This window comes from Gilvimarinus sp. DA14 (assembly GCF_024204685.1).
GTDB lineage: Bacteria > Pseudomonadota > Gammaproteobacteria > Pseudomonadales > Cellvibrionaceae > Gilvimarinus.
Genome location: NZ_CP100350.1, coordinates 3,307,806 through 3,329,558, shown reverse-complemented (window position 1 = coordinate 3,329,558; position 21,753 = coordinate 3,307,806). Strand labels below are relative to the sequence as shown.

The following is a 21,753-nucleotide window of genomic DNA, read 5'->3' as shown; positions in this document are numbered from 1 at the left end:
CTCAAACCAGCACAATGTCGTACTGCTCTTGATTAAACAGTGGCTCCACCTGAAACTCGATGGTACGCCCAATAAACGCCTCCAGGTCCGCGACATAGGCGGCCTCTTCATCCAGCAATCGGTCCACTACCACCGAGGCGGCGAGCACCAGAAATTTTTCGTTATCGTAGGCGCGCGCTTCACGCAAAATTTCGCGAAACACTTCATAGCATACGGTTTCGGCAGACTTCACTTCGCCACGACCGCGGCACATTGGGCAGGGCTCGCACAGCATTTGCCCCAAGGACTCACGGGTGCGCTTGCGCGTCATTTCCACCAGCCCCAGCTCCGACACGCCGGTGATTTTAGTTTTAGCGTGATCTTTCTCCAGCGCTTTTTCTAAGGTGCGCAGCACTTGGCGTTGATGCTCGGGGTCTTGCATATCGATAAAATCCAACACGATAATTCCGCCGATATTGCGTACCCGCAACTGCCGCGCGATGGCCCCCGCCGCTTCCATATTGGTTTTAAAAATGGTTTCTTCGAGATTGCGCCGCCCCACAAACGCACCAGTGTTTACATCCACTGTGGTCATGGCCTCGGTCTGCTCAATAATTAAATAACCGCTGGACTTTAACGGCACCCGGGTATCTAGAGCGCGCGCAATCTCGTCTTCAACCCCGTACAAATCCAACAGCGGGCGCTCGCCCTGATAACACTCGATAATATTGATTAGCTGGGGCGCATAGTCATTGGCAAACTCGCGCATATGGGTCCAGCTTAACCGCGAATCGACGCGAATTTTTTCAATTGGTGAGCGCGCCAGATCGCGCAGCGAACGCAGGGTAAGCGGCATATCCTGATAAACCACCGCGGGCACATCCACTGCCGCCAGCTTATCGTTAAGGTCTTGCCAGAGCTTTTGCAAAAAGGGAATATCTGCCACGACCGCGTCTTCATCAATCCCCTCGGCCACGGTACGCACAATAAAACCACCGCGACCATCGCTCTCTTTTACTGCGCTTTCTACCGCCGAACGCAGGCGGTCGCGCTCGGCTTCATCATCAATACGAATGGATACGCCTATATGCGGGCTGTTGGGCATATAAACCAAATAGCGGGAGGAAAGCGTGATATGCGTGGTTAAGCGCGCGCCTTTGGTGCTGATGGGATCTTTACTGACCTGCACCAAGATCGTCTGGCCTTCGCGCACCAAAGTTCGGATATCCGGCAACTCTGCACGCCGGGATTCTCCCTCGACAAATTCAGGCACCAGATCTTGAGCGTGAATAAAACCCGTGCGCTCCAGGCCGATATCGACAAAAGCCGCTTGCATGCCGGGCAGTACCCGCACCACCTTGCCCTTGTACAGATTGCCCACAAATCCTTTGCGATGGCTGCGCTCAATGTGGAGCTCTTGCAGCACACCGTTGTCCACCAATGCCACTCGGGTTTCCACCGGCGATACGTTAATTAGAATTTCTTCGCTCACCGCCGCTCTTTCACCTCAGATTTCTTTACGATTGCCAGACAGGGATATTGTACTCGCTCAACATTTGCGCTGTCGCCTCAAGGGGCAGGCCCACCACCGCCGAATAACTGCCACGCAGCTCACTGACAAATACCGCACCAAAACCCTGGATGGCATAGCCACCGGCTTTGTCTTGGGGCTCGCCAGTGAGCCAATAGCGGCTTATGTCATCTTCGCTTAACGGCCGAAACCTAACCTGGCTCTGTACCAGGCGCAGCAGCTCTCGCTCGCCGTCTGTGGTTGCCACCGCGGTCATAACGGTGTGCTCGCGGCCCGACATGGCACGCAGCAAATCGGCGCCATGTTCACGGCTTAACGGCTTTTCCAGCACTTGGCCATCCAGCACCCCCAGGGTATCAGCCCCCAAGACAACACCCGGCTTGCCGTCCAATGCGCGCAACCCCGCGCGGGCTTTATCCAAAGCCAAACGCTGAACATAGTCCGATGGTGTTTCACTCGGCGCCTGCACTTCAGGCACATCTACCGCCACACGCTGGAACTTAACGCCAATTTGTGTCAGCAACTCACGCCGACGCGGTGAACCGGATGCAAGATAAAGCGGCGTCATCTATCCTCCCGAATTCCTAGACCTGCCGGGCGATACGATGCCTGCGCCGCAAGCCGTCCAGCAACAGTGACAAAAGCGGCCAGACACTGGCGCTGGCCAACGCCGGCAGCATAAACTCGGCGGCGGCAAACTCGCGCCCCAAAAGCGACTGCACCCAGTAGGCCAGCAGCTGCGCCAATACCACCAAAAAGAACACCCAGAGCGCCGCCTGCCAACGGGCAAAATGGCGCACGCGGCGATAGGTACGCAGACACAGATAACCTACCACCGTCAGCATTAAAGGGTGCTGCCCGAGGGGCGTACCCACCACAATATCCTGTACCAAACCCAGTACCAGCAGCAGCGTCATACTGGTGCTTTGCGGCAAGACGTTAATCCAGTAAATCACCACAAGCAGTACAAACTGCGGGCGGAAGATCTGATAATCGAACGGTAGGGGGTAGATATCCAGCAACAGGGCGAATAGCAATGTTGTCAGCACCAGCAGATACTGGCCAACCCGATCCAACCACAACATTACTGATCAACCACAGGCGCGTCGAATACCAGCAGAACATTGCGCACCCGGTCCAACTCGGCCATGGGTTTGACAATAATTTCGGCAAAGGGCTGGCCGGGATCGCGCACTACTTTCTCCACCACCGCAACAGGATAGCCCGCCGGGAACCTCTGTCCCAGGCCGGAACTGACCAGCAAATCGCCCTCGCGGATATCAGTGGTGTTGGACACATGGCGCAATTTGAGCTGATGCAAATCGCCCGTACCCTCGGCAATACTGCGCACACCATTGCGGTTTACCTGCACCGGCAGCGCGTGAGAGGGATCCGACACCAACAGCACCCGCGCGCTGTCGGGCCCCACCTCGGTTACCTGGCCCACCAGGCCCTGAGCATCCAGCACCGGCTGGCCCTCGTAAACGCCGTCTTCGCTACCGCGATTAAGCACGACCGTATGACTCAAAGGGTTGGGCGAGACGCCGATAAGCTCCGCCACCAGCACATCGTCTTCCAACAGTTCAGTGGCGTTTAATAGCTGGCGCAAGCGAGCGTTTTCCGCCGCCAGGGCCGCCATTTGCTGGAGCTTGCGCTGGTGAATCAAAAGTTCGGTTTCCAGGCGCTGATTTTCCTCGGCCAGAGTGCCGTGGGAGACGAATGTGTCTTTGCGCCACTCGTTAAGCTTGCCGGGCCAATCGGTTACCTGATAGAAGGGTTTGGCGATAACGCTCAGCTGGCGACGCGGCTCATCCAGAATATCGGTGTACAGGGACAATAGCACCAGCGTCAGCGCAATTAGGCTGAACAGTGCAAAGCGAGAACTGACGGCGGGGCCTTTGGTAAACAGCGTTTTAATGGCTATTGCTCCGACGTACCAGAAGCAGAGTTAAACCGGCGCCCTCGCGGGCGCCACTAAAAATCAAGATGACAGCAAATCAATATTGCGTTTGTCGTTCATTTCCATGGCCAGACCACCGCCGCGAGCCACGCAGGTCAGCGGGTCTTCCGCCACCACAAACGGCAGACCAGTCTCGTTGGCCAGTAAACGGTCAATGTCGCGCAGCAGGGCGCCCCCGCCGGTCAATACCACACCGCTCTCGGCGATATCCGAGGCCAGCTCGGGCGGAGATTGCTCCAGCGCGCTTTTCACCGACTGGACGATACCGGCCAAAGGCTCTTGCAGGGCCTCGAGAATTTCGTCGCTGTTTAAGGTAAAGCTGCGGGGCACACCCTCGGCCAGATTGCGACCGCGTACGTCAATTTCGCGCACTTCACTGCTGGCGTAGGCGCAACCAATCTCTTGCTTGATGCGCTCGGCGGTGGCATCGCCAATAATGCTGCCGTAGTGACGGCGCACATAGTTGACAATGGCCTCATCAAAGCGGTCACCACCAATGCGCACAGAATCGGAGTAAACCACGCCGTTTAAGCTGATTACGGCAATTTCGGTCGTACCGCCACCGATATCCACCACCATCGAACCACTGGCCTCGGCCACTTTTAGGCCCGCGCCAATGGCGGCCGCCATGGGTTCCTCTATTAAGCGTACCTCTAGGGCGCCGGCGCCCAGGGCCGATTCGCGAATCGCGCGCTTTTCTACTTCGGTGGATAAACAGGGAACACTGATCAACACCCGGGGGCTGGGGGCAAACCAACTATTTTCGTGCACTTTGCGAATAAAGTGCTGCAGCATTTTCTCGGTAACTTGGAAGTCGGCAATCACGCCGTCTTTTAAGGGGCGAATGGCGGTAATATTGCCTGGGGTACGGCCCAGCATGCGTTTGGCTTCGGTGCCCACCGCCTCGACAATTTTTTGCCCGTTGTGATGGCGAATGGCCACTACGGAGGGCTCGTCGAGCACGATACCGCGTCCGCGCACATAAATAAGCGTGTTGGCTGTACCGAGATCAATAGAAAGGTCGTTGGAAAAAGCGCCGCGAAGATATTTAAACATGTTTATTGCTGGCCTTAAGATACTAAAAGTGCCCGGGCTGACGTGGTAGCAGCCCGAGCAGCAAAATTCTGTTACTTACCACCCCGAGGGCAGGGTTAAGGTGTTCGTGTGGGGCGGCCTTCCGGCGCGTCAATACGCGCTCACGGCAGACCTCTCGCCAATGCTGGCACTCTATCAACGGCAGGGATTTAGGGCAAGGCGCAAATGTGATAACTTTAGCGCCTTTTCGGGCAATCTCGGCATTTTTGTCTTCATTTTAGTGGGCACTTGCCAAATCACCCCTTAAAATTGCCAACTTTTGACCAATGCGCGAACGCGCGAGCAAGGCGGAGCTAAGCCCATGGCTGTAAATCAATCCGATATCGAAAAACTGGCCGAACTGGCAAAACTGGAAATTTCCACCGAGGCCGCCGGCGCCACGGCCGACAGTATTTCTCAGGTTTTAGAGCTGGTAGACCAACTGCAGGCGGCCGACACCGCAGGCGTTGCCCCCATGGCCCACCCGCTGGATGCGGTGCAGCGTTTGCGCGCCGACCAGGTAACCGAAACCGATCAGCGCGACGCCCTGCAGGCCATGGCCCCGGCCACCGAAGACGGCCTGTACCTGGTGCCGCGAGTCATCGAATAAGCGCGGCGCACCCGGACCCAAGACGAATTCACAGCTCATCCTACGCAAGGACCCTGTACATGCATACCAAAACCATTGCCCAGCTTATCGAGGGGCTGCGCAGTAAAGAATTTTCCAGCGTCGAGCTGACCCGCCATTATTTACAGCGGATTAAAGAGCGCGACGGCACCTACAACAGCTACATTACCGTCACCGAAGAGGCCGCCCTGGCCCAGGCCGAGGCCGCTGACCAGCGCCTGGCCGCGGGCGACAACAGCCCCCTGTGCGGCGTACCTATCGCTCACAAAGATATCTTTTGCACCACCGGCATCCGCACCAGCTGCGGCAGCAAGATGCTGGACAACTTTATCGCCCCCTACGACGCCACCATCGTCGAGAACTACCAAAAAGCGGGCGCGGTCATGCTGGGCAAAACCAATATGGACGAATTCGCTATGGGCTCGTCCAACGAAACCAGCTACTACGGCCCGGTAAAAAACCCCTGGAACACCAACTGTGTCCCCGGCGGCTCCTCGGGTGGTTCGGCCGCCGCCGTCGCAGCGCTGTTGGCACCAGCAGCCACCGCCAGTGATACCGGCGGCTCGATTCGCCAGCCGGCGGCACTGTGTAACCTGACCGGCCTCAAGCCCACCTACGGGCGGGTATCGCGCTGGGGCATGATCGCCTTCGCCTCCAGCCTGGACCAGGCGGGCACCTTAACCCGTACCGCCGAAGACTCCGCCATTATGCTCAACGCCATGGCGAGCTTCGATGCCAAAGACTCCACCTGCGTGGACGAACCCCTAGAAGATTACACGGCCAAACTCGGTGATAGCCTGCAAGGCCTGACCATCGGCATCCCCGAAGAGTACTTCGGCGAGGGCTTAAACCCGCAAACCGCCGAGCGGGTGCAGGCGGCGATTAAAGTCTACGAATCGCTGGGCGCGACCACCAAATCCATCAGCCTGCCCCACACTCACCTGGCGGTTCCCGCTTATTATGTAATCGCCCCCGCCGAGTGTTCCGCCAACCTGTCGCGTTTTGACGGCGTGCGCTACGGCCACCGCTGCGACGATCCGAAAGATCTGGCCGATCTGTATAAGCGCTCGCGCGGCGAAGGCTTTGGAGACGAAGTTAAACGCCGTATTCTGGTGGGCACCTACGCCCTGTCGGCGGGTTACTACGACGCCTACTACAACAAGGCACAGCAGGTGCGCCGCCTCATCAAGCAGGACTTCGTGGACGCTTTTAACCAGGTTGACGTGGTGCTCGGCCCCACCTCGCCCTCACCGGCGTTTGAGTTCGGCGCCAAGTCGGACGACCCGGTGGCTATGTACCTCGAAGATATCTACACCATCGCCACCAATCTGGCGGGCCTGCCCGGTCTGTCGATACCCTGCGGCATGGTGGACAACAAGCCCGTGGGCCTGCAGCTGATCGGCAACTATTTTGCCGAGAGCAAGCTGCTCAATGTGGCCCATCAATTCCAGCTCGCCACTGACTTTCACCAGCAGTTGGCCCCCGAAACAGCGTAAGAGGTAAGCACTATGGAATGGGAAACGGTGATCGGGCTGGAAATTCACGTACAGCTTTCCACCCAATCAAAAATATTCTCGGGCGCCAGCACCGCTTTCGGTGCTGCCCCCAACTCGCAGGCCTGCGCCATTGATCTGGCCATGCCCGGCACCCTGCCGGTAGCTAACGAACAGGCGTTTCGCTACGCGGTTATGTTCGGCCTGGCGATGAATGCCGAGATCGGTAAGCGCTCGGTGTTTGAGCGCAAAAACTACTTTTACCCCGACCTGCCCAAAGGCTACCAGACCACTCAGCTGGAAGAGCCTATCGTTGGCCCGGGCGTGATCGACATTGAGCTGGAAAACGGCGAGACCAAATCCATCCGCCTGCACCACGCTCACCTGGAAGAAGACGCGGGTAAATCCCTGCACGAAGACTACCAGGGCATGAGCGGTATCGACTTAAACCGCGCCGGCACTCCGCTAATTGAAATCGTCTCGGAGCCGGACATGCGCTCGGCCGAAGAGGCGGTGGCCTACCTGAAAAAAATTCACTCCATCATCACCTACCTGGGCATTTCCGACGGCGAAATGTCTCAAGGCTCTATGCGCTGCGACGCCAATGTCTCGGTGCGCTTAAAAGGTGAAGAGGAATACGGCACCCGCTGCGAAATCAAAAACATCAACTCGTTTAAGTTTGTGGAAAAAGCCATTAACGTCGAAGTTGAGCGCCAGATTGATTTGATCGAAGACGGCGGCAAAGTGGTGCAGGAAACCCGCCTGTACGATGCCGACAAAAACGAAACCCGCTCAATGCGCAGCAAGGAAGTCGCTAACGACTACCGCTACTTCCCCTGCCCCGACTTGTTGCCAGTCATTCTAGACGATGACTATATCGCCGAAATTAAAAACAATTTGCCAGAGCTGCCGGACGCCAAGCGCGATCGTTTTGTCAGCGACTACAACCTATCCAGCTATGATGCCACCGTGCTGACCGCCGAGCGCGCCACTGCGGATTACTTTGAAAGCGTTGCCAAAACCTCGGGCGAGCCTAAGCTTGCCGCCAACTGGGTTATGGTGGACCTGGCCGCCTACCTGAATAAGTCCGAGCAAAAACTGGCGGACTGCCCGGTAAGCGCCGAGCACTTGGCGCAACTGATCAGCCGTATCAAAGACGGCACCATTTCGGGCAAAATTGCCAAACAGGTGTTCGAGGCCATGACCAGTGGCGAAGGCGAGCCAGACAGCATTATTGAAAAGCGCGGCTTAAAACAGGTGTCCGACACAGGCGCGATTGAGAAAATGGTGGACGAAGTCATCGCCAACAATCAGGCTCAGGTGGACAACTACAAAAACGCCGACGAGAAAAAACGCCCCAAAATGCTGGGCTTTTTTGTCGGCCAGATCATGAAAGCCAGCAAAGGCCAGGCGAATCCTCAGGCCGTTAACGAAATCCTACTGAAGAAGTTAGACGAACAATGACACTGAAAAAAGACAAGCAAAAAGTACTGGGCGAAGTATTTGATGACGAGCGCATTAAAAGCTTTTTTAACTACCCTGCCCCCGATGGCATTAACCAGGATTACCACCTACTGGAAAAAGCCTACCGAGGCATGCGCGAAGAAAACTTTGCCACTTTTGTAAAGTTCTTTACCGAGCAGGGCCGCGACTTAAACGCCGAAGGCCCCGAAGGTAAAACTTTTTTGCAAACCATTAAAACCCATCGCCACGCGGATGATTATATCGCCGCGCTGGAGCAAGCCGGAGCCAAATAAGTGCGGGGCAATCCTGCCAAGGCGCTCGACTACCTGAGCCGCGGGGCACATCTAATTACCACCCCGGGGCTCAGGCGTTTTATCGTAGTGCCGCTGCTGGCCAATGTGGTGGTTTTTATCCTCACCACCATTGCACTAGTTCATTTATTCAGCGATGTATTAACTATGCTGATGGGCTGGCTACCCGGCTGGTTGGAATTTTTAGCCTGGGTGCTATGGGCCGTTTTCGCCCTGGCTTTGCTTGTATTTTACGGTTATAGCTTCAACCTGCTCACTAACTTAATTGCCGCTCCGTTTTATGGGTTTCTAGCCGAAAAAATAGAAACCAAGCTCACCGGCACCAGCCCACCCGAAGAAACTTGGGCTCAGCTAATCCCCCGTACTCTCGGGCGTGAACTGGTCAAGCTGTGGTACTTTTTTACCCGAGGCCTGCTGGTGCTGCTCGTAGTGATGATTAGCTGGTTTATTCCCGGCCTAAACCTGATTGTGCTGGCCATTACCACCCTGTGGGCCGCCTGGTGCATGTCAGTTCAGTATGTGGACTACCCAGCGGATAATCACCAAACGCCCTTCCCCCAACTACGTAAAAAACTCGGCGCCGCGCCGCTCACCAGCTACAGCTTTGGCGGCCTGGTGATGCTGGGCAGTATGATTCCAGTTGTGAACATTTTTGTGATGCCAATTGCCGTGGCGGGCGCGACGGTTTATTGGGTGGAGGAAATGCGAGAGGAAAATGATGTCGGACGTCTGAGGTCGGATGTCAGATGAAAAACAAAGGCGGCGCCTTTAGCGCCACCTATTAAATTATTAATCCCGAAAATTATTAAACTGCAGTGGTTGGTCGATATCCGCGCCTTTTAGAAACGCGATCACACTCTGCAAGTCGTCGCGCTTTTTACCGGTTACCCGCAGTTGATCGCCCTGAATCTGCGCCTGTACTTTCAGCTTTTGCTCTTTGATCATTTTCACGATCTTTTTCGCAAGATCTTGTTCAATGCCGGTTTGCACCACCACTTCTTGCACTGTGAGTTTGCCGCTGGGGCGCGGTGGCTTGGTGTCCAGGCAGGCGATGTCGATGCCGTTTTTCATCAGCGCACTCTGCAGAATATCCAGCATTTGCTTGAGCTGAAAATCGCCTTCGGCGGTCATGGTAACCAAGTATTCTTTTAACTCGAATTTAGCAGCCTCCACGCCTTTAAAATCGTAACGCCCAGTGACCACACGACCCGCCTGGTCCACGGCGTTAGTTAAATTATGCTTATCGACTTCTGACACCACATCGAACGATGGCATGGCGTATTCCCCCAATTGATTAAAAAATTAATGTTGCCACGGCAGCCAGTACCACCCACAACAAAAGTGCGCGCGAGAACATACCGCCAATTTGTTCTACCAAGCTCAAGCTGTAGGCCGGCTCTATCTTCACGGTTTGCGTAGCCGTGTTAGTGGCGGCCTTTTGATCGTCGGCAATGTCCTCTCCCAGTGCGCCGCGCAATACCCGGGCAAGGTAGACGGGCGTAGGCTCAGACGCATTGGTCACCCCCTGCCGCAAAGGTTTGACACAGGCATCAAAATTACCCACCAGCGCCCACGACAACCCCATTAAACACGCGGCTGGCCACTCAATCCAAGTAACCACCTTGGTCATTAAGGGTGCACCCTTATGGTTGGTTTCGAGCATTTGCGACCAGAGAATAATCAACAAACGGTACGCCAGGGCGCCAGGCGCCCCTAATAGCAAAAACCAGAAAAGCACGGCAAACATGCGCTCAAAGCCGCGATAGGAAAACACTCGCAATGCATCGTGATTTAAAGTCAGCCAGTCTTCTTCGTGCATTTCACTGCGCAGCTGCGGGTCGAGATTCATTTCATCGACGATATGCGTCGCCCGCACCGACTGATCACTGTGGGCCGCCGCTATGTACTCTTGTAGCGGCTCGCTAAACTTGCCGCGCCCCAAGCTGTACAGCAATACCGCAATATTGATTAACAGCAGCCACAAGCCGGCCACCTCGCCGTGAACCCAGGCCACCAGTAACACCACAACCACAACGGGCGTAGCGACTGCTAAAAACACCTTTAGCGGCAACGGCAGATTGGCTTTGCTGTCCAGCCACAACCAAAACCGCAATAGCCAGGCATCCTTTTGCAGTGGTCTGCCCGAACCCCACCACTGCACCAGTAGCAGCACAATCACCAAACTTAAGAATGTCATAGTCCCAATCCGTTTAGTTGCTTTTGCTCAAGGGGTGTCATGCTTCAAGGCCTGTAAAAAACGCGCCCAATCAAATGCATCGCCGGGGTCTGTTTTACGCCCTGGAGCAATATCACTGTGCCCGGCAATTCTATTCGAGGTAACCCCAGGGTACTTTCGCATTATAGCCTGCGCCGCTTGTGTCAGGGTCTGATACTGGGCGTCGGTGTAGGGGTCTGTATCCGTGCCTTCCAGCTCAATACCAATGCTGTAATCGTTGCACTCTTCTACGCCGGCAAAGCACGAACGCCCCGCATGCCAGGCGCGGTCGTCAAGACTGACAAATTGCACCAACTCGCCCGAGCGGCTGATTAAGGCGTGCGCCGAAACCTGCAGCTGGGCTATTTCGGCAAAGTAAGGGTGAGCCTCGGCATCCAGGCAATTGGTGAAAAATCGCTCGACATGGCCATTCTCATACTCACCTGGAGGCAGGCTGATATTGTGAATTACCAATAAACTGATGTCGCTCCCGGCAGGACGCTCGCCGAAGTTGGGCGATGGGCAATGCTTTACCCCTTCAAACCAGCCGTCCGCAATTACAAAGCTCACTACACGTCTCTCCGAATTTACCAGAGGCCGAAGTATAGCTTTGACAGACAGCAAGGTCTAAGCGAGAAACAGAAGATAAACAACGCAAAGCGAGGCAGAGCAGCGTTATGACAATGGAAGAGCAAGAAAGCAGCAGACTTTTACACCCGCTAAAATTTTCCGTTAGTAAAAACCTAGCGCCAGACATCAAGCCTCAGATATCTGACGCAATCATTACACCCCGCGCGACTGACGCAAGCTGCCAATCACAGACTCAAGCGCCCGGTCAAATAGCATACCGTCATCCAGCAGCTGCATTTTGCCATCGCGCAGCGCACAAGCTAGGCCTTCGCGAGTTTGCTCGGCGACTTTCATGCCGGTGCGGTTAACAAAAATGTATTTGCCAGTGGGCTTAATAATCGCGGCCAGGCGACAGCGGCATTTATCGCCAGAATCGGTCGTCATTTCAAACCAAGAGCCCTGAGTAAGGTTAGACACCAACGCCAAGTGCTGAGTATCCAAAAAGTCTTCGCTCTCGGGCACCAACTCTACCATCGCATCGGCATGGGCCTGCTCGGCCAGGGTAGGCTCGGGCACCAGATTATCTGACGGCTCCATCTGCGACTCAGCGGCAGGCGCGTTTTCCTCTGTAGCTGTTTGCTGAGGTGGCGGCGATACTTCGACCTTGCCGCGCAAAATATCCAGGTGCAGTTTTTCCAAGGCCTTAAACATTTGCCCCATCTGGTAGGGATTAAAGGCAATATCCTCCAACCCTTTGCGCAAACGCGCCAGCAGGCCCGGCACCAGCTTTAACAGTTTCTGCCGGTTTTCGGTGTCCATAGTGGCGGTCGTACTCCACACCAGATCACGGGCGGTATTCAGCTGCGCTTCAAAGGCCTCGCTGTCAGCGCCCTCTTTCAGGCAGGTAATAAACATGGCATTAGACCAGGCTGCCGCCAACAGCTGAGCCGCCGCATGGGGCACCTCGACGCCTGCGGTTATCTCTGCCAGGGCCGCATCTACCTCGGCGCGGGCGCGCTGGGATTTAGCCTTGCCATCTTCGGCATCGATAGTGCGCTGCTCCAAAATTTTGGCGCGGCGCTTTTCTTTCTCTTGAAAGGCGCGAAACTCCAGCAGCAGCACCTCAAAAATACTGACATCCTTGCTGTAATCGGCCAGCACCCGGCCCACGGTTTCATCAACCTTGCGGTAGAGCGCGTCTTTGACGCGATTTTCTTCGCCGGTATCTTGCCACCCCAGAGCGGCAGTTGCCATTTCGTTTAACAAACGGCGCGCCGGGTGGCCACCCTTACCAAAAAACGACTTATCGGCAATGGCTACTTTAATCATGGGAATTTGCAAGCGGGCCAGCAGTGCCTTCATGGGGGCCGCCAGGCTACGATCTTCGAGAATAAACTCAAACATCATGCTCACCAGGTTGATTACGTCTTCATCCACCTGGTTGATATCTTTGTTGGGTGCGCCGCTTTGCGCCAATAAGCCGCTTAGCAGCGATTTTACTTCACTGGCAGAAGCCAGCGGTTGGCCGCGCTCCACCGTGCGCTGCTGCGCCATGCTCAATAAAGACAGCACATCTTGCGATGACAAACCCGAACCCTGGCCTGCAGCAGCAGGCGCCGGAGCGCCTGAGCCCTGAGCGCCGCCGCGCTGACCCTGCAGCAGCTCACGCAGTTGCAGCAGTACCTGTTCCGAGCCCTCATCCATCTCGCCATAGCCCGCCTGCGCGGCATCGCTATCGGCTGCACCTGGTGCTGGCTTACGGTGCTGCTCGCGCTGCACTTTGGGCGTGCCACGCATTGAGGGCAGAATATTGGCGTCAATCAGCTGCTGGTTAAGCAGCTCGTAAACCTCGCCCAGCTGGCTCATCACCTGGCGGTCGAACAGTTTAAAGAGCACCAGGCGCGCTTTTACATCAATTTCAATGGCGCCCGCAGCCGCCACAAACCCCTGGCAAATAACCTCGGGGCCTACGGGGTTGTTCTTTAAATACACCTTGGCAGGAACCAACTGGTCCATACGCAGAGTCAGGTGCTGGAGTTTTTCGGCAAACTGCTCGCTGGCGCGGTTGACCATGGTTTCGCTGGCCACCATTTCTTCCAGCTCGTCGTTCTCTACCAAAGCCATATTGTCCAGCGACACTTCGGGCTCTTCTACCCGGTCGGCAAAGCTCTCGGGCGAGAGCAGACGGGCAAAACCGATGTCGATACGGCGAAAAAACTCCGCTTCAGTCTCTTTACGGCGCAGGCGCACCTGGCGCATAGAATCGAAAAACAGGTTTTGCTCGTGGTTATTGGTGGCCTTATCGGCCAACTCAAACAGGGCATCATCGGCCTTGTCGAACAGATCGCGCAGCATAACTTGTAGTTGCATGCGCGACTTTTCCCGCAGCTGATGCATGGGCGCGGGCATACGCGCCAGTGCCGCTTCGGCAGAGCGCTTTTGCTCCGGCTTTAGCGGAACAACATTTTCACGGTTTTTTGAACCTGAACTGGACATGTCAATGCACCCGGTAGGGAATTTTTCAGCTTGTAGTATAAAACTCTATATCGGCAATTACCGCAGAAGTTTTACACAATGGGCGATATATCACAGTTATCACTAAAGGACTCCGCCTCTTATGCCCGCCGGAAATTAATTACAGAAAATTATAACTTTTTACCATAACGGTGGCGCGAGAATATACAGGCGAGCGCAGAACGCAGAACGCAGAACGCAGAACGCAGAACGCAGAACGCAGAACGCAGAACGCAGAACAGGGAATTATGGTGTAGCTAGGCACTACCACCATCCCTTGGCGCCGCTTTTTCTCAACACCACCATTTCCTGCAACCCGGCTGAGGGTGCGCTTTGGCGCCACAACCCAGTACAATAGCGCCTTTTAACCCACAGGGCACCGCCATGACCTCAAAACCCGCCCAAAGCCTGCCCGCCCTTCGCGCCGATATCGTCCGCAATGTTACCGCGGCGCTGGCCGAAGATGTTGGCGATGGCGACATTACCGCCTTGCTGGTGCCCGCCCACGAGATTGCACACGCCCGGGTGATTACCCGCGAAGAATGCATCTTTTGCGGCCGCGACTGGGTAGAGGAAACCTTCCGCCAACTGGACCCAGGCGTCACCATTACCTGGCACGCTGAAGATGGCCAGCAGGCGAGCGCCAATAGCATCCTGTTTGAGCTTAAGGGCCCAGCCCGCTCACTACTAACCGGCGAGCGCACCGCGCTTAACTTTGTCCAGCTACTATCCGGCGTTGCCACCACCGCACACCACTACGCCGAACTTGTTAAAGACCTGCCCATCCAGATTCTGGACACCCGTAAAACCCTGCCCGGACTGCGCCTGGCGCAAAAGTACGCCGTCACCTGCGGCGGCTGCCACAACCACCGCATCGGCCTGTTCGACGCCTTTTTAATCAAAGAAAACCACATAGCCGCCGCAGGCAGTATTGAAAATGCCGTGACCAAAGCGCGCGACATCGCCCCCGGCAAACCGGTTGAGGTGGAAGTTGAAACCCTGGCCGAACTGGACCAAGCACTCGCAAGCGGTGCAGACATCATCATGCTGGATGAAATGGATTTGGCTGAGGTAAACCGGCATTTAGAAAGGCGGGAATTTACCGCTCAACTGGAACTGTCCGGCGGGGTGGATATTTCACAAATTAATGCGCAAAAAGCGCTGTTTAAAAATATCAGCCGGATATCCGTTGGGGCACTGACCAAGCACTGCCGAGCGGTGGATTTGTCTATGCGGGTGGTCGGGTAATGATGGTCTGAGGTCTGAGATTAGACGCAAAACGCTTAGAAACTATCACCAGCCGCCCCTCCCCGTGGTCAGGTCTTTGATTTTTGATTCCGCACCAGCACGCTTACCGCTGAATAGTGCAAACCAAAGTGTGCCCCAATCTCTTTAAGCGTATAGCCACCACTGGCATACGCTTTGGCCATAGCCTCATTGCGTGATGGGCTCGCGTGCTCATAAAACGATAACGACGCAGGCTCCGGGCGGTATTGCGCTCGCGGCACCTCGTCCAGCAATTTTTTATCGCGGATTAACTCTCGGCTCTGCTCAACAAACTCGTCCGAGCCCAGTACCTGGCCACTCAATTCACACCAGGGCGATTTCTTGCTAACACCCTCGGCAACAAACTTTTTATATTTAGCGATAGCGCTCGATTTGCGGCGTCCAAAGTTAGAAAGCAGCCAATGCACCTGCAAAAACTCCGCTGCCCTCGCCTGCCCAACCGTGGCGTTGTAGCTGGTCCAGGGCCAATCGCTGACCTGTGCCACCATCCTCGCCCGCACAGGGTTTAACACCACATACCGCGCCAGCTCCAGAAGGTACGCACCTTTTTCCACCAGAACCGCCTTATAGCGCCCCTGAAACACATGGCCAACACACCCGTGCATGCGATAAACCGCTGCGTATAAACACCGTTCAACTGCCGCATACCCTTGCATAGGTTGGCATCCGGCGTTTCGATTAAAAGGTGGTAATGGTTGTCCATCAAACAGTAGGCGTGACAAACCCAGTTAAATCGGGCGCACACAGCGGTCAATACATCAAGAAAAGCTTGCCGATCATCGTCATTAATATAAATCGCTTCGCGACGATCACCGCGAGAGGTAATGTGATACAGAGCACCGGGATACTCTATTCGTAAGGGCCTAGCCATAATCGACTCCATGGTGTCAACTAGGCTAGAAAAGATTGATCAAAAGTCAAAGACCTGACCCTGACCTTCGACCTTTATTGACAGCTACCAGGTAAATAGCTGACATCAAGCCCAGCGCAACGCCAACCTGAGATCTGGTTTCCAGCGGCATTCTGAGTAGGCTCTAAAGTTAAAGCTTCACCAGACAAAAGTCCAGCGGAAAAATTGACCGTAATTACGCCAGATGCGAGAGCAACACCTCCAGCGGAATAATATTTACCCTCAATACCAGCCTCAATATTTTGGAGATCCGCGCCATTAGGAAAAGACGCATTTTCGGCAAAATATTGAGCTACCGATGCCCGCAATCCCGCCGTTCCTTTGATACCTTCCATCGCCTGCGATCTAGCCATATAGGTCTGCATAGCAGGAAAAGCCAGTGATGCGATAATGCCAATGATCGCCACAACAATCATTAACTCTAATAGAGTGAAGCCGTTGTGTTTCATCCCCCCCCCTTAGACAAAAAAGCCCGGTAAAACCGGGCTTCCATCAAACTTTACCCAAAAGGGTATTAAGGAGCACAAGTGCTTGGCAGATGCGAAGCATTAGTCAAACCAGTACATTCCCAGTATGCAATTTGGCCACCGGCAGTATTTTCATAGGGAGTCAAAGTCATACTTTGACTAGAGAGGGCGCCGCTACCGAAGTTAACAGTGATAATACCTGTACCCTCAGCCACAGAAACACCACTTACATATTTACCCTCAAGGTCTCCAGCAGCAGTTGCAGCGGCTGAACTAATGCCCAGGGAGCCCTCGTTGGCTAGAAATACACCTACGTCAGACTGAATTCCCGCACTAATTTTTAAAGCTTCAGTTGCCTGCGAACGAGCAGTGTAATCTTGGTAAGCAGGCAAAGCAATCGCCGCCAGAATACCGATAATCGCTACTACGATCATCAATTCAATCAAAGTAAAACCTTGTTGCTTCTTCATCAGAGCCTCCAATGTATGCTCAGTTTGAAATCATTGTTTTTAAACCGACCCCAAGGGCCTGACCAAGCTTTAGCAAAGCTCGGGCCAGTTTAACGAAACGCCCAATTACTGCCTGCGACCGCATCACCCACCACCCAAGACTGCCGCAAAGCCTCACCATCTGACAAAATACGTCACCCAAATGGCGATCCAGCGGTAACCAAACAACAACAGGCATTGCCAAAGACCGTCGCAGTTCGTAAAGTAGCTAATCTTTGCTATTCGCCAGTATTTACAGGGCGTTAGCGGCACAAGCTACAAACCACACCAACAAAAGCACCTAAGCTATGGCAGCACTCAGCGGATTGGCAAAACGATTGGTAATGGACGGGGTATTGGACGAGACCCTGGCCGCAGACGGCCTGGCCCAGGCCAATAAACAAAAGCTGCCCTTTGCACTGTATTTAGTGCAAAACGATATTCTGGATGCCCGCACCGTAGCGCAAATAGCGGCTGATGAGTTTGGCACCCCGGTTTTTGATATTCGTGCCATCAGCCCCAGCGCCCTGCCACAAAAACTGGTAGATCCCAAGCTGATTGAAAAACACCACGCCCTGCCATTAATGCGCCGGGGTAACCGACTGTTTGTGGGCATGGTGGACCCTACCAACCTGCACGCGCTGGATGAAATTAAATTTAATACCGGCATTAATACCGAGGCGGTGCTGGTAGAGGCGGACAAGCTGGCCCCCGCCCTTGAAGCTTATATAAATGCCAATGAAGAAAGCTTAAGCGACGCCCTGGGCGGCCTGGACGATGAAGACCTGGACCTGCAAACCGACGGCGGCGAGGTTAAAGAGGAAGACACCACCAGCGAGGCCGACGAAGCGCCCATTGTGCGCTTTATTAATAAAATTCTGCTGGATGCAATAAAGATTGGCGCCTCGGATATTCACTTTGAGCCCTATGAAAAAGCCTACCGGGTAAGGTTCCGTACCGATGGTATTTTGCGGGAAATGTCCAAACCGCCCATTAACCTGGCCACCCGCCTGGCGGCGCGTTTAAAGGTTATGTCACAAATGGATATTTCCGAACGCCGGGTGCCGCAGGATGGCCGGATTAAGATGAAGATATCCAAAACCCGAGCCATTGATTTTCGGGTAAATACCCTACCTACCCTGTTTGGCGAGAAAATTGTGCTGCGAATTTTGGACCCCAGCTCTGCCAAGCTGGGTATTGACGCCCTGGGCTATGAGGACGACCAAAAACAGATGTACCTGGAGGCCCTGGAGCAGCCCCAGGGCATGATTCTAGTGACCGGGCCCACCGGTAGCGGCAAAACGGTCTCCCTTTATACCGGGCTTAATATTCTGAATACCGAAGAGCGCAATATATCCACAGCCGAAGATCCGGTGGAAATTAACCTGGAAGGCATTAACCAGGTGCAAATGAACACCAAGGTAGGGCTGAGCTTTGCCGAGGCGCTGCGCTCATTCCTGCGGCAAGACCCGGATATTGTGATGGTGGGGGAGATTCGCGACCTGGAAACCGCCGAAATTGCCATTAAGGCGGCGCAAACCGGGCACTTGGTACTCTCTACCCTGCACACCAATAGCGCACCAGAAACACTGACCCGCCTTTTGAATATGGGCGTACCCGCCTTTAACGTGGCCACCAGTGTTAGCTTGATTATTGCACAGCGATTGGCAAGGCGGCTGTGCACCAAATGCCGTAAACCGGCAGACGACATACCGGATGAGATTTTAAGCGAAGAAGGTTTTGACGATATTGGCATACCGCGGGAAGAGTTTGAACTCTATCACCCGGTAGGCTGCGATGCCTGCTTAAAAGGTTATAAGGGACGGGTTGGGGTATATGAAGTGGTTCGCATCACCCCTGAGATATCCTCCCTTATAATGGAAGGGGGGAATTCTCTGCAAATTGCCAAAGCCGCTAAAGCCGCCGGGTTTAATAATTTGCGGGTTTCAGCATTACGAAAAGCTGCACAGGGCTTAACCAGCCTGGAAGAAGCCAACCGAGTCACCAAGGACTAAATTATGGCCACTGCAACTGCAACAAAAACAAGTAAAACTAGACGCAACACCAAAGCAATTACCAGCCAAGCTTATTTATATAAGGCGTTCGACAAAAAAGGCAAAGCTGTACAGGGCGAGATATCAGGAACAAGTCCCGCGTTAATACGAGCACAGCTACAAAAGCAAGGCTTTGTCGTTAAAACTGTCAAAAAGAAACCAAAACCCCTGTTTGGCAGCGGCAAAAAGAAAATTAAACCCAGCGATATTGCGGTATTCTCCCGCCAGATGGCGACCATGATGAAAGCGGGCGTACCACTAGTTCAAGCCTTTGAAATTGTCGCTGACGGCGTAGACAACCCTTCCGTGAAAGATCTAATTTTCGAGATCCGGGACGACGTAGCCTCCGGCACGGGCTTTGCCCCATCTCTGCGTAAGCACCCTCGCTACTTTGACGATTTATTTTGCAATCTAGTTGAAGCGGGCGAACAGTCCGGCGCACTGGAAACAATGCTAGATCGTATCGCAACGTATAAAGAAAAAACCGAAGCTCTAAAAGCAAAAATTAAAAAAGCACTAACCTACCCCATCGCGGTCGTTGTAGTTGCCATTATTGTTACCGCCATTCTTCTCGTAAAAGTGGTTCCTCAGTTTGCTGAAACTTTTGGCAGCTTTGGTGCCGAGCTGCCAGCCTTCACGCTGTTTGTATTGCACTTATCTGAACTCGCTCAAGCTTACTGGCTTTACTTTTTTGTAGCTCTAATTTTAGCTTTTTTTGCATTTAAAGAATTAAAGCTTCGAAATAAAAAGTTTGCATATTTAGTAGATAGATTCTCTTTAAAAATACCCATTATTGGAGACATCCTCTATCAGTCTGTTATGGCCAGATTTGCTCGAACGCTAGCCACCACTTTCGCAGCTGGTGTACCTCTAATTGATGCTTTGACTTCTGTCGCAGGCGCGGCCGGCAATAGGATATACGCTGATGCAATCCTACGAGTGAGAGAAGAGGTATCTACCGGCGTCCAGCTGAACACTGCGATTCGAAATCAAGGTATATTCCCATCGCTATTAATTCAAATGGCCTCTATCGGTGAGGAGTCGGGCGCGTTAGATGAAATGCTCGACAAAGTAGCCAAATACTATGAGGACGAGGTAGACAACAAAGTGGACAGTCTGTCCTCATTACTTGAGCCCATGATCATGGCTGTTCTGGGTGTGCTAGTGGGCGGCTTGATGATAGCGATGTACATGCCAATCTTCCAGATCGGGCAGGTGGTCTAATACTGAAAATGATAGAACAATTACCATCTTGGTTTATATATTTATGCACATGTTTCTTTGGCTTAGCATTAGGCAGCTTTCTAAACGTCCTAATCCTCCGTCTACCCAAAATATTGGAGACCTCCTGGAAAAGCCAATGTTGCGAGCTACTGGAACAACCAGCCCCGGCCGATGAAAAACTGGGACTGGCTTTTCCCGCCAGCCATTGCCCCAAGTGTAAAACACCCATTAAGCCCTGGCAGAATATTCCGGTTATTAGTTATTTACTGCTAAAAGGTCGCTGCGCCAATTGCCAGGTTCGTATATCGCCGCGCTACCCAATTATTGAACTGGCAACCGCACTGCTGTCGGTAGCGGTGGTGTTTTATTTTGGCGTTACCTGGCAGGCGGCGGCGGTGTTGGTTTTTACCTGGGCGCTGCTAACGCTAACGGTTATTGATTTTGACACCCAATTGTTGCCGGATAACATCACCTTGCCGCTGCTGTGGCTGGGGTTAATTGTGAACAGCTTTGGCCTGATAACCGACTTACCCAGCGCCCTGTGGGGGGCGGTATTTGGTTATTTGTCACTATGGTCGGTGTTTTGGGTGTTTAAGCTGTTAACCGGCAAAGAGGGCATGGGCTACGGTGACTTTAAACTGCTGGCCGCCCTGGGCGCCTGGATGGGCTGGCAGATGCTGCCCTTAATTATCATTTTATCGTCGCTGGTGGGTGCGTTAATTGGCGTTGCACTGATTGTGATTAAAGGTCGGGATAAAAATATTCCCATTCCCTTTGGGCCTTACCTGGCCATTGCCGGATGGATTGCCATGCTGTGGGGGGATGAGATTGTCGCGCGGTATTTGCAGATAGCGATGGTGGGTTAAAAGCCGGTCAGATGACCGACGTCTGAGGTCTGAACAAACTGTTGCGCTGGCGCGCGGCTTTTTCTTTGCCCGTGTCGCCGGGCGTTGCGAGTCACTTTTTAAGGGTAAAAAGTAACTCCGCCGTTCCTGCGCTTCCATGCGCCCACGGCATTAGTGATTCCCTTCACGTCAAAACCTCGCCCAACAACTGGCCCCTGCGGTCGCTAGGCGTCCGGCCAGCAAGCACAGCCTGCTGTCGTTCGGTTACGCGCAAAGCGGTGCTCTGCAAACGCTAGACCTCACCCATCCCTCCAGCCAATTTTAGCGGTCGGTCTAAACCGCACGTCCATGTGCGCTTAGACCTTTCGCGCTCATCCAGAGCGCTCAACCCCTAAACTCGGCCTCCGCTCGGCTCAGTTGTAAACGGGCGAAAACCCCAATTGGCTCCACGCTATGACTGTGTAGAAAGCCTAGTAAGTTGGCTCGATCAAATTTAAAGATTTCTCTCGCATAGAGGTATTGATTCAAAATTCAACTACGAAGCGCCGCTTTTTGCCCCGTTTACATCTAGGCCGAATGGAAATCGATTTTAGCGGGTAAGCAAACAGGACGTTTGCGCAAGTATCGCTAGGCCATGGACGGCCTATCGATACGGCCCGCTAAAATCGATTGGAATGAGGGAACCCGAAGGGCCAGATGTTGGGGCGCGGCTTTTGGGTACTTTTGGCCAAGACCAAAA

At 53.9% G+C, this 21,753-nt stretch carries 22 protein-coding genes; 9 read left to right on the top strand and 13 right to left on the bottom strand.

From position 1 onward, the window contains the following. Position 1: 1 nt before the first annotated feature. From rng to NHM04_RS14535, 5 genes are all read right to left on the bottom strand, one after another. Entirely contained in the window at positions 2-1,471 is a 1,470-nt protein-coding gene (gene rng, locus NHM04_RS14555) for a ribonuclease G (RefSeq protein WP_254264481.1), read from the bottom strand. A 25-nt stretch (positions 1,472-1,496) separates the two neighbouring features. Further along, complete coding sequence (locus NHM04_RS14550) at positions 1,497-2,078, bottom strand: nucleoside triphosphate pyrophosphatase (protein ID WP_254264480.1); 582 nt, start codon at positions 2,076-2,078, stop codon at positions 1,497-1,499. 16 nt (positions 2,079-2,094) lie between these two features. Then, complete coding sequence (gene mreD, locus NHM04_RS14545) at positions 2,095-2,595, bottom strand: rod shape-determining protein MreD (RefSeq protein ID WP_254264479.1); 501 nt, start codon at positions 2,593-2,595, stop codon at positions 2,095-2,097. Then, the gene (mreC, locus tag NHM04_RS14540) at positions 2,595-3,419 is read right to left on the bottom strand and encodes a rod shape-determining protein MreC (protein WP_256527349.1); all 825 of its coding nucleotides are present in this window, start codon (positions 3,417-3,419) and stop codon (positions 2,595-2,597) included. The genes mreD and mreC overlap by 1 nt, the downstream gene beginning before the upstream one ends. 72 nt (positions 3,420-3,491) lie before the next feature. Further along, positions 3,492-4,526 (bottom strand): rod shape-determining protein, encoded by a 1,035-nt coding sequence (locus NHM04_RS14535; protein ID WP_020207959.1) that lies wholly within the window; start codon positions 4,524-4,526, stop codon positions 3,492-3,494. A gap of 340 nt (positions 4,527-4,866) precedes the next feature. Here NHM04_RS14535 and gatC point away from each other — a divergent pair, with 340 nt between their 5' ends. The 5 genes from gatC to cysZ are packed head-to-tail and all read left to right on the top strand — an operon-like array spanning position 4,867 to position 9,190. Then, positions 4,867-5,154, top strand: coding sequence for an Asp-tRNA(Asn)/Glu-tRNA(Gln) amidotransferase subunit GatC (gatC, locus tag NHM04_RS14530; protein ID WP_254264478.1), 288 nt, complete (start codon positions 4,867-4,869; stop codon positions 5,152-5,154). 59 nt (positions 5,155-5,213) lie between these two features. Further along, positions 5,214-6,668, top strand: a complete 1,455-nt coding sequence (gene gatA, locus NHM04_RS14525) for an Asp-tRNA(Asn)/Glu-tRNA(Gln) amidotransferase subunit GatA (RefSeq protein WP_254264477.1) — start codon at positions 5,214-5,216, stop codon at positions 6,666-6,668. 12 nt (positions 6,669-6,680) lie between these two features. Further along, positions 6,681-8,129, top strand: coding sequence for an Asp-tRNA(Asn)/Glu-tRNA(Gln) amidotransferase subunit GatB (gene gatB, locus NHM04_RS14520; RefSeq protein ID WP_254264476.1), 1,449 nt, complete (start codon positions 6,681-6,683; stop codon positions 8,127-8,129). Then, positions 8,126-8,422: a PA4642 family protein gene (locus tag NHM04_RS14515; protein WP_254264475.1), complete on the top strand. Its 297-nt coding sequence runs from the start codon at positions 8,126-8,128 to the stop codon at positions 8,420-8,422. The genes gatB and NHM04_RS14515 overlap by 4 nt, the downstream gene beginning before the upstream one ends. Beyond that, on the top strand, positions 8,423-9,190 hold the full coding sequence (cysZ, locus tag NHM04_RS14510; RefSeq protein WP_254264474.1) for a sulfate transporter CysZ: 768 nt from the start codon (positions 8,423-8,425) through the stop codon (positions 9,188-9,190). A gap of 39 nt (positions 9,191-9,229) precedes the next feature. Here the strand turns inward: cysZ and NHM04_RS14505 are convergent, their stop codons facing one another. The 4 genes from NHM04_RS14505 to NHM04_RS14490 all read right to left on the bottom strand — a co-directional run bounded on the left by NHM04_RS14505 (position 9,230) and on the right by NHM04_RS14490 (position 13,721). Then, positions 9,230-9,715, bottom strand: coding sequence for a YajQ family cyclic di-GMP-binding protein (locus tag NHM04_RS14505; RefSeq protein ID WP_254264473.1), 486 nt, complete (start codon positions 9,713-9,715; stop codon positions 9,230-9,232). A gap of 19 nt (positions 9,716-9,734) precedes the next feature. After that, positions 9,735-10,637 (bottom strand): regulatory signaling modulator protein AmpE, encoded by a 903-nt coding sequence (gene ampE / locus NHM04_RS14500; protein WP_254264472.1) that lies wholly within the window; start codon positions 10,635-10,637, stop codon positions 9,735-9,737. A 27-nt stretch (positions 10,638-10,664) separates the two neighbouring features. Beyond that, positions 10,665-11,225, bottom strand: a complete 561-nt coding sequence (gene ampD, locus NHM04_RS14495; RefSeq protein WP_254264471.1) for a 1,6-anhydro-N-acetylmuramyl-L-alanine amidase AmpD — start codon at positions 11,223-11,225, stop codon at positions 10,665-10,667. Between the two features lie 213 nt (positions 11,226-11,438). Then, positions 11,439-13,721 (bottom strand): DUF1631 domain-containing protein, encoded by a 2,283-nt coding sequence (locus tag NHM04_RS14490; protein ID WP_254264470.1) that lies wholly within the window; start codon positions 13,719-13,721, stop codon positions 11,439-11,441. Positions 13,722-14,123: 402 nt separating this feature from the next. Between NHM04_RS14490 and nadC the strand changes: the two genes are divergently transcribed. After that, positions 14,124-14,987, top strand: coding sequence for a carboxylating nicotinate-nucleotide diphosphorylase (gene nadC / locus NHM04_RS14485; RefSeq protein ID WP_254264469.1), 864 nt, complete (start codon positions 14,124-14,126; stop codon positions 14,985-14,987). 68 nt (positions 14,988-15,055) lie between these two features. On the opposite strand, the gene NHM04_RS14480 is transcribed toward nadC, so the two are convergent. From NHM04_RS14480 to NHM04_RS14460, 4 genes are all read right to left on the bottom strand, one after another. Next, entirely contained in the window at positions 15,056-15,580 is a 525-nt protein-coding gene (locus NHM04_RS14480) for a hypothetical protein (RefSeq protein ID WP_254264468.1), read from the bottom strand. Then, positions 15,532-15,897, bottom strand: coding sequence for a transposase (locus NHM04_RS14475; RefSeq protein ID WP_254264467.1), 366 nt, complete (start codon positions 15,895-15,897; stop codon positions 15,532-15,534). Before NHM04_RS14475 ends, NHM04_RS14480 begins: the two co-directional genes overlap by 49 nt. A 74-nt stretch (positions 15,898-15,971) precedes the next feature. Continuing rightward, entirely contained in the window at positions 15,972-16,385 is a 414-nt protein-coding gene (locus NHM04_RS14470) for a pilin (protein WP_305881950.1), read from the bottom strand. Positions 16,386-16,450: 65 nt separating this feature from the next. Next, positions 16,451-16,873: a pilin gene (locus NHM04_RS14460; protein ID WP_305881949.1), complete on the bottom strand. Its 423-nt coding sequence runs from the start codon at positions 16,871-16,873 to the stop codon at positions 16,451-16,453. 326 nt (positions 16,874-17,199) lie between these two features. On the opposite strand from NHM04_RS14460, the gene pilB reads away from it, so the two are divergent. The 3 genes from pilB to NHM04_RS14440 are packed head-to-tail and all read left to right on the top strand — an operon-like array spanning position 17,200 to position 21,035. After that, the gene (gene pilB / locus NHM04_RS14450; RefSeq protein ID WP_254264466.1) at positions 17,200-18,906 is read left to right on the top strand and encodes a type IV-A pilus assembly ATPase PilB; all 1,707 of its coding nucleotides are present in this window, start codon (positions 17,200-17,202) and stop codon (positions 18,904-18,906) included. A gap of 3 nt (positions 18,907-18,909) precedes the next feature. After that, complete coding sequence (locus tag NHM04_RS14445) at positions 18,910-20,169, top strand: type II secretion system F family protein (RefSeq protein ID WP_254264465.1); 1,260 nt, start codon at positions 18,910-18,912, stop codon at positions 20,167-20,169. Between the two features lie 8 nt (positions 20,170-20,177). Then, entirely contained in the window at positions 20,178-21,035 is an 858-nt protein-coding gene (locus tag NHM04_RS14440) for an A24 family peptidase (protein ID WP_254264464.1), read from the top strand. Positions 21,036-21,753: the final 718 nt, after the last annotated feature.